At 44.6% G+C, this 280-nt stretch carries 1 protein-coding gene; it reads right to left on the bottom strand.

Annotated elements, in window-relative coordinates; translation table 11 throughout:
• Nucleotides 1-280, bottom strand: a 280-nt coding sequence (locus ACNQ0T_RS24125) for a catalase (protein WP_417930487.1), incomplete at both ends; no start/stop codon positions are given.

Genomic DNA, 280 nt, shown 5'->3' with positions numbered 1-280 from the left:
GGTTTTCGATACCTTGCTGGCTACGGAAGTGGAATTTCACCCAAAAACGTTCGTTATTCGCATTGATAAAGCTATAGGTATGGCTACCAAAACCGTGCATAAAGCGATAACTTTTTGGTAAGCCGCGGTCGCTGACATCAATGGTTAATTGATGAAGCGCTTCAGGTAAGTGGGAGAAGAAATCCCATTTATAGGCAGCGCTACGCATATTGGTGTAAGGGCAGCGTTTAACAACGTGGTTTAAGTCAGGGAATTTCAGCGGGTCACGCAGATAGAATAC

Origin of the sequence: Enterobacter cloacae complex sp.6700776 (assembly GCF_048284255.1) — a bacterium.
GTDB classification, from domain to species: Bacteria; Pseudomonadota; Gammaproteobacteria; order Enterobacterales; family Enterobacteriaceae; genus Enterobacter; species Enterobacter intestinihominis.
This window is presented reverse-complemented; position numbering and strand designations above follow the sequence as displayed.